This is a genomic window from Neochlamydia sp. AcF65, from assembly GCF_018342435.1.
Lineage (GTDB): Bacteria > Chlamydiota > Chlamydiia > Chlamydiales > Parachlamydiaceae > Neochlamydia.
In genome coordinates this window covers 37,311-45,116 of record NZ_JAEMUE010000018.1, presented here as the reverse complement: position 1 = coordinate 45,116, position 7,806 = coordinate 37,311, and the positions used below count along the sequence as shown (strand labels likewise).

Sequence of the window (7,806 nt, the reverse complement as noted above, 5' to 3'; positions counted from 1 at the left end):
AAGATATTCGTATCTTAAGAATATTGACCGATCGTGGTACAGAGTACTGCGGAGCAAGAGAGCATCATGAGTATGAACTTTATCTGGCCATTGAAGACATTGACCATTCTCGCACTAAAGCCAGGCATCCTCAAACCAATGGAATCTGCGAAAGGTTTCATCAGACCATCCAAAACGAATTTTATGCCACAGCTTTTAGGAAGAAAGTGTTTAAAAATGTTGAAGAATTACAAGGGGATGTGGATAAATGGATGAATGAGTATAATAATGAGAGAACACATACAGGAAAGTATTGTTTTGGCAAGACGCCTTTACAAACATTCTTAGATGCCAAACATCTTGCACAAGAAAAGATGTTAGATAAGTTACAACTGACAGAAATAGTACCTGCCAGGTAACTCATGTTTGTCAGGTCAAGTACTGTCTAGGACATCTAATTTAATGCAGGCCCAGTCACTACCATCTTCTCCTTTTGCCCATTTATAAGAAGATATCTTTTTTATTTTATAAATATCTTTTTCTTCATATTCAGTTTTAATTTGGCCATCATCATGTATTCTAAAGTTAAAAATGAACCTAATTTTTTCTATACGAGCTTCATCCAATCTAGGAGAGTTTAGCTTGCAAATACAATGAGCTGCTGTATAGACTACATTTTTACTAACTGCAAAAGCTGTACCAAACCCAGGAGCAAGTTCACCCCCAAATTTTTCATCGGCTGCTAAAGGATAGCCATGTTGCCATTTTATAAGATTATTAAGAGTCGGAGCATTTAACCGATAAACCCTACTTATGGGGTCGACTTCAAACTGATCTATTCCAATCATGCATGCAACGCTTTTTGTTTGCTCAGGAACAATAGCTTTCAAATCATCATATCTTTCAGATAATTCAATATCAAGATGGTGGATATTAATACGATCGTCATAATTTTTATACAAAATTTTTTCATTGCTACTAAATCTCATTCTATTTTCTAAGTGCATAGTTACATTCCTTGTTATTCTAATTTTTCAATCAATTTAAAAATCAAATATAGTTCTTAAGGTAAAAACTCAACCCCAAACTATTGCAAGAAAATTAATTATCAATAGTTAACACATAAAAAACAACTATTTTTTAATACATAAATGTCGTTATATTAAAATTTTTTCATAATTAAAATTAACCTTTAAACATATTATTAACTGCATATGTGTTAAAAGCTTCTAAAAAGGGTTCTTCGGAGGTTTATTTGGAATTTTATTGCTTAAATGATCTAATAACTCATCTTTTAAGACGCAGTCTTATACTAGCTTGTCACCTAGGTCAGCACTCAGTGCCCCTTAGGCATTCTACGCTTTGTCATCTTATTCATTGCCAAAGGCTTAGCATATAGTTCTACTCGCTGATAGGCTAGTTTCTTAGAGCAGAAATTTCCTCCAGAACTTCTTTTAAAGCAGTACATCGCCGTTTCGACAAGCGATCTTCTATGATAGCCGCAAAGCTTCTTCCAAAACTACTGACCTCATCGTCTCCTCCAAAACCTTGAATGACTTTTAACGCATCATTTCTCTACTTCATCCGCAGCTTGTCCGTCTTTTAGCTTAAACCTTCTTTCTCTTCTTGGAAGTACTATAAGTCGGTAATCACGACAGCAAAATCCTTATGCCCTTTGCGTAGAGCAATTTTATCAATACCCCTGTAAGCATTCAATAAAGGATATCTCTCAAATTGAATATACTCAGACATAGAAGGGGAGGAAATTTTCTAGCCAATATGCTGGATGAAATAGCTGCCTACTGGCACAAACCCAAAAGGCCTTCTCTGAAATTTGCTGGCCATGAAACGAGCACCTTGATTTGCTATCTAAAAAACCTAAATTTAGATTAATAATAGTGCAGAAGAAACCTTAAGGAATCTAATTATCGTACGTAGATAATGTTTAGATAGCTAGTCTGCCTATGGCAAAAGATGGACGGAAGTACTGCATATCTACCAAAACTCTTGATTGCCCAGACAAATCTATTCTATGGTTTTCTGCAGAGACTATACATGTAGTTCTCGTATCAAGCAGCTATACCGTCATGTTATCTCTCCCTTTAGATCTCTCTGTCAATTAATCCTACAATAGCTTTAGACGCGCGGAGATCAAGTTTAAAAGAAGAAAGGCTGCAATGCCTAACTAATCCTAATGGCTTAATCGACAAGGAATGAAAATAAAGAGCACCTATTTTTTCCAGCGTTTGATTGATAAAGAAAAAATGACCTTATAAGCACTCCAAACGTGATTTATAAAGTACTATCTTTCTTTTCAAGTGCGCAGAATACTAAAAGGGGTACTTTTAGCCACGGCTCTCCAGCCTTGAAAAATAGTATAGACCTTGTTAAAAGAGGTCTATTTAACTTTTTCAACCAAGAAGCTTGCAGAGAGAGTTGAAAAGATGGGTAGCTACCTTATAGGCACGAATATTCACAGGAAAGGCAGAGTCCTAATAAACTCATGAGACAATTTGCCAAGCTTGGCGGCAAATATTTTCTCTTTTGTCACAAGTGATAGCTCGACTTATCAGTGCCCATTGTACGTCTTTAATTTTTTCTTCTCTTTACCCTGCAAAATATGCCAATATAGCTTCTTGCATGTTTAAGTTTCCCACTGATTAATAAATCTACAAATATTAACGTTGTAAATGGGTATGAAGGGGTAAAAATATGAGTATTAGAAAAGATTTCTATCAAGCACAGAGAGAACTAACCAAAATCGCCAATCATATAGCTTTTTGCCATGATCGATATATTTTAACTCGTAACGGTAAAGATTTGGCCGCTATAGTGCCTATTGAGGATCTAGAAATACTGGAGGCAATAGAAGATGAGCGTGATATCGAGGTAGCACAACGTGTAGGCGAAGATATTAAAAAGCATGGCACAGTCAAATGGAAAGATGCTAAAAGAGATCTCGGGCTGTGATCTATGAAATTGAATTAAGTCGTATTGCGCTTAAAAGCATGGCTAAAATCCCCAAAAAAGAGCTTAATCGTATTCAGAGTAGGCTTGAAGCTCTCTCATTACATCCCCTCCAGAAGATCTAAAAAAGATTCGAGGCAACGATAATTTATGTAGAAGTTGTTGCGGAAATTATCGAATTCCCTACAGCATATTCGATAACAAGCTTTACGTTTTAATAGTAGATAGAGACCATAGAACTTACATTCGCCAGCAAAAAAAATAATTAGGAATTTTGAGGACTAATCAAGTAAGATGTTTTCTTTAAGGGGTTAAGCTAAACAACTAAAAGTTATGCAAATAGATACGCAAAACGTCGATCATTAAGGATTGATAGCTGGAATGTGTGATGAGATAGGGCTAGTTGACCTTATTGACCAAGCAGTAGGTAACCGGGCGAAGAATAAGCATTTAACCTATGGGTAAGCTGTTAAATGTATGATCTTGAATGGATTGGGATTTGTAAGCCGGACGCTTTACATGTATTCTGAGTACTTTGAAGATAAATCCATCGATCATTTGCTAGGTACGTCAGTCATTCCCGAGCAAATTGATGATAATGTTTTAGGCAGAGCGCTGGACAAGCTATTTGAATTGGGCGTGACTGAGCTTTTTACTAAAATAGCTTTGCATACGATCAAAGTGCTGGGTATGGGTATCCAAGTGAAAAGTTTACATTCGGATGCCACAAGCTTTCACGTAGATGGAAACTATGAGAGCCTATTAGAACAAGGAGAAGCCTGCATTCGCCTAGTGCAAGGCTACAGCAGAGACCATAGGCCTGATTTAAATCAAGCCGTCTTGCAACTCATCACTTCTAAACAAGTTTTTAAAGAAGAACAAAGCTTGCTTGTCACGCGTGTTCCCATGCAAATTAAAGAGGCTAAAGAACTCATATTTGAAGTGCCTTACAACAAGACGGTAGAAATAGCAGAAGGCTATCGAGCTTTTGAAAGTACCTCTTGCTATGCCAGTGTTGAACAAAGATGGGTAGTCATTTTTAGCCAAGCGGCCTATCAAAGAGAATGCCGTACGTTAGCCAAGCATTATCTTAAGGGCAGTGAAAAAGAATCTAAAGCTTTTTTTAAGTTTATAAAGCAAGAGTTTTCATACCCAAACGATGCTAAGCGCCAATTAGATAAGTTTGCATAAAAGCTTAAATATATACAAATTGTAGAACCTCAAGTTATAGCAGCTCAAAAGCATGCTACATCTGGTCGACCCAAAGCTGGGCAAGCACCTTCTATACTTAGCTATCGCCTAGAAGGTACAGTAGCCTGCTCTTTGCTTAACAAAGCAGAGTTAGAGAGGAGTAAAGGGTTTTTCATCTTAGCGACTAATGACATGGATGTAACCGCTTTTCCTGCACAAGAGCTGTTGAAAACATATAAAGCACAGCAAAGTGTGGAAAGAGGATTTAGATTCTTGAAAAGTCCCGATTTCCTAGTCTCTTCTTTCTTTCTAAAAAAGCCAGAAAGAATTGAAGCGCTTTTAATGGTAATGACTCTATGCCTTTTAGTCTATTCTGCGCTTGAATATAAGATTCGAGAAAAATTACGAGAAAATAGTGAGAACTTCTTAAATCAACTTAAGAAACCTACGCAAAAGCCAACAACACTCTGGGTGTTTTTCTGTTTCCTAGGCCTATATATGGTCTTTATTGACCATAAAAAATTGCAAATTACCAATTTGAAAGAACGCCATAGAATTATCCTTAGATGTTTAGGGCCTCCTTACCAAAAATTCTATTATTCTGAAATGTGGTGAGAAATCACGAATAGAAAAGATATTTATAAAAAATTTTAAATCTCTCTAATCTGCTTTGATGTTTTAATGCTTGTAGAATTGCTTTCTTACTAGCTAACATTCAAGGGATAATTGCCCCTTGGATGAATGCATCTAAATTTCCGAGACAATTTGCAAAGCCTGGCGACAAATATTTTTTCCTTGGTCAAAGGTAATATAATCGGCAGCTTGGCTTAGCGGCACCCATTGTACAGCTTTAATCTCTTCTTCCATTCTCTTTACTTCCCCTTCTACCTGGGCAACATAGTAGATAACAGTCTTATGAATGAGTACACCTTCAAATTTGAAGTAAAAGCTTTCTTCAAAAGTTTGATCAGATAGAAGCTTGCAAACCTTTAAACCTGTTTCTTCAAACAACTCTCTTTGAGCTGCGTCCAAGGCAGTTTCGTGAGGGTCAGGATGACCTTTAGGAAAGCCCCAATGTCCTGCATGTGCTTGGACAAGAAGGACATGCCAGCCATCTTCAAACTGAGCTAAAGGAACAATGCCATAGGAATACTCTTTCTTCGTAGCCATTAGGGATGGTAAGCTCCTAGCACGATAGTAGCGTTATGGCCACCGAAGCCAAATGTATTGGAGATAGCAATGTTAATATCCTTTTTTTCCGCTACGGTCGGAATATGAAATTCTAAATCGGGTTCAGGATCTTCCAAGTTTATACTCGGATGAACCCATCCTGATTCAATCGCTTTTGCTGTAACAACAGCTTCCATCGCTCCTGCAGCACCTAAACAATGTCCAATCATCGACTTAGTCGAATTCATGGTGATTGAGCTAGGTTCTTTGAAAACTTTTTTTAAAGCGCGCACTTCTGCCATATCGCCTGCAGGAGTCGAAGTACCATGAGCATTAATATAATTCACTTCCTCAGCTTTTATGCCTGCATCCAATAAAGCATTGCGTACACATAAAGCTACACCTTCACTATCGGCGCGAGGCTCGGTAATATGATAGGCATCACATGACATGCCCCCTCCTAAGTACTCCGCTAAGATTGGAGCTCCTCGGGCTAAAGCATGCTCCAAACTTTCAATAATAAAAATTCCTGCGCCTTCTCCCATTAAGAAACCATCACGGCCTCGATCCCACGGGCGAGAAGCTTTTTCTGGTTCATCATTACGCTGGGATAAGGCCTTGCATGAGCAAAAACCTGATAAACCCATAGGGATAATAGGAGCTTCAGAACCACCGCAGATCATTAAATCTGCCTCACCTTTGCGAATATGGTTAGCTGCTGCAATGATCGCATTATTTCCCGTAGCACAGGCTGTTGAGACAGAATAATTAGGTCCCATAAAGCCTATATCCATGGCAAGCATTGCTCCACCCATGTTGGTAAGAATGTAGGGCACAAAGAAAGGGCTAACCCATCGCTGGCCTTTTTGCATGAGCGTCTGAACGCCTTGACAATAGACATCCATTCCCCCCATGCCAGAGCCAATAACCACACCACAACGCTCTTTATTAAGCTTTGCTATAGCCTCAGGATTAAGCTGGCTTGCTTCTAAAGCTTTTTTTCCTGCTACCATGGCATAAGCAATATTTTTATCAATGCGGCGCGCTTGCTTTTTATCAATATAATCACCGGAGTCAAAATTTTTAATTGAAGCAGCTATGCGAGTAGGATAATCTTCACAAGGAAAACTTGTAATCAAGGAGGCTCCACTTTTGCCGTCCAATAAAGATTTGTAATAATCATCTACCTCGTTACCAAAACAAGAAACGATGCCCATACCGGTGATAACAATGCGTTTTTTCTTCATGAAATAACTTAAACCTTCTAATTTTCCTTCACATCAATGTGAAGATCTACAATTTTTGCCTGTTGCCACAGCTGCTCCAGTGCATATTTTTCTCGAAATTCTGGAATAAAAAGATGAATGATGATTTCCCCATAATCCATTACTAACCAATCAGGAGCTTTACTCCCCTCTATATGGAGGAGTTCATCTCCTTCTTGGATCATCACCTCTTCAATTGTTTTTGCTATGGATTTAACATGACGATCAATATTCCCTTCAGCGATCACATAGAAATCGGTCATCGTAGAAAGATCGCGAACATCTAAAGCGATTATGTTAAAACCCTTTTTATCATAAATAGTTTGAGCGATTAAATCTAAGTTTTTTAAGACAGTTTTCGACATATTCTTTTAAATTTTTATTTTTGTCCTGGCCTAGAAGAATATAAATGATTTTGATATATGTAGTCTATCACTTTCGCAGGGACCAAATGGCCAATATACAACCCTTGCAAAACCCTTTCACGTATGCGGCTCGCGCTGATTTCCATCACGTAGGTAGAAGTCATTCCTTTTTGAAGAGCTGCGCAAATCTCTGGATCTCCTTCCCAAATAATAGGTTGTTCTGAAGCATAACGACGGCAGATAAGAGGTGTAGCTAGCGTAAGGATCTCTTTAGCCTCCTTCCAATGAACAAAGCTGAAGGCCGTGTCTTCACCCATAATTAAGTAAAATTTACTTGGATATGCCTCTTTTTTCTCCTCCTTGATAATTTCATGTAAAGTATCAATAGTATAAGAGGGCCCGGGACGCTCCAACTCATAAGGAATGATGCCAAAACAGGGAAGTTCCTGCAGAGCAATTTCTAGCATTTTAAGACGGTGATAAGCCAAAGTAGGTTCCGCGCCTAGCTTATCAGGATTGACTAACGCTGGGCAAAACCATATTTCATCGAGTTGATGGGCTTCCATAATTTCTATAGCAGTATTTAAATGCCCAAAATGGATAGGATCAAAAGTACCACCATATATTCCTACATGCTTATGAATACGCATTAAAGCTTACATCCAATGTATAATTTTTCAATATTAAAAGAGCTAAAGGTTTCCCTTTACTAGCGTTTTGGTTCTTATAGTATGCTTATGAGCTTCGTAGAGAAATAAATTTGATCTCCCTGCCTAGTTTTACATAGACAAGTGTACTCACGCTCTAGAAAAGTATAAAAGCATGCCTTTTCCCATCAAACTTTTTTAATATAACTATTAACATACGAT

General features: G+C 37.9%; 9 protein-coding genes. 4 read left to right on the top strand and 5 right to left on the bottom strand.

The genetic code is table 11. The features are described from left to right. On the top strand, positions 1-398 hold a 398-nt coding region (locus NEOC65_RS01700; protein ID WP_213155517.1), incomplete at its 5' end, for an integrase core domain-containing protein. Positions 399-413: 15 nt separating this feature from the next. Here the strand turns inward: NEOC65_RS01700 and NEOC65_RS01695 are convergent. After that, positions 414-986 (bottom strand): trypsin-like serine peptidase, encoded by a 573-nt coding sequence (locus tag NEOC65_RS01695; RefSeq protein WP_213155516.1) that lies wholly within the window; start codon positions 984-986, stop codon positions 414-416. A 1,705-nt stretch (positions 987-2,691) separates the two neighbouring features. Here NEOC65_RS01695 and NEOC65_RS01690 point away from each other — a divergent pair. The 3 genes from NEOC65_RS01690 (at position 2,692) to NEOC65_RS01680 (ending at position 4,752) form a co-directional block, all read left to right on the top strand. Then, a complete protein-coding gene (locus NEOC65_RS01690) occupies positions 2,692-2,949 on the top strand; it encodes a type II toxin-antitoxin system Phd/YefM family antitoxin (RefSeq protein ID WP_213155515.1) in 258 nt (85 codons plus the stop codon). Between the two features lie 474 nt (positions 2,950-3,423). Then, positions 3,424-4,137, top strand: a complete 714-nt coding sequence (locus NEOC65_RS01685; RefSeq protein ID WP_283248266.1) for a DUF4277 domain-containing protein — start codon at positions 3,424-3,426, stop codon at positions 4,135-4,137. A gap of 132 nt (positions 4,138-4,269) precedes the next feature. Further along, on the top strand, positions 4,270-4,752 hold the full coding sequence (locus tag NEOC65_RS01680; RefSeq protein WP_502710344.1) for an IS1634 family transposase: 483 nt from the start codon (positions 4,270-4,272) through the stop codon (positions 4,750-4,752). Between the two features lie 132 nt (positions 4,753-4,884). On the opposite strand, the gene NEOC65_RS01675 is transcribed toward NEOC65_RS01680, so the two are convergent. From NEOC65_RS01675 to nadD, 4 genes are read right to left on the bottom strand one after another with little or no spacing between them, the layout of a single operon-like run. Next, positions 4,885-5,307 (bottom strand): bis(5'-nucleosyl)-tetraphosphatase, encoded by a 423-nt coding sequence (locus NEOC65_RS01675; RefSeq protein WP_213155513.1) that lies wholly within the window; start codon positions 5,305-5,307, stop codon positions 4,885-4,887. Beyond that, positions 5,307-6,554 (bottom strand): beta-ketoacyl-ACP synthase II, encoded by a 1,248-nt coding sequence (gene fabF / locus NEOC65_RS01670; protein WP_213155512.1) that lies wholly within the window; start codon positions 6,552-6,554, stop codon positions 5,307-5,309. Before fabF ends, NEOC65_RS01675 begins: the two co-directional genes overlap by 1 nt. A gap of 17 nt (positions 6,555-6,571) precedes the next feature. Continuing rightward, on the bottom strand, positions 6,572-6,937 hold the full coding sequence (gene rsfS, locus NEOC65_RS01665) for a ribosome silencing factor (protein ID WP_213155511.1): 366 nt from the start codon (positions 6,935-6,937) through the stop codon (positions 6,572-6,574). A gap of 14 nt (positions 6,938-6,951) precedes the next feature. After that, positions 6,952-7,587, bottom strand: a complete 636-nt coding sequence (gene nadD / locus NEOC65_RS01660; RefSeq protein ID WP_213155510.1) for a nicotinate (nicotinamide) nucleotide adenylyltransferase — start codon at positions 7,585-7,587, stop codon at positions 6,952-6,954. Between the last annotated feature and the right edge of the window lie 219 nt (positions 7,588-7,806).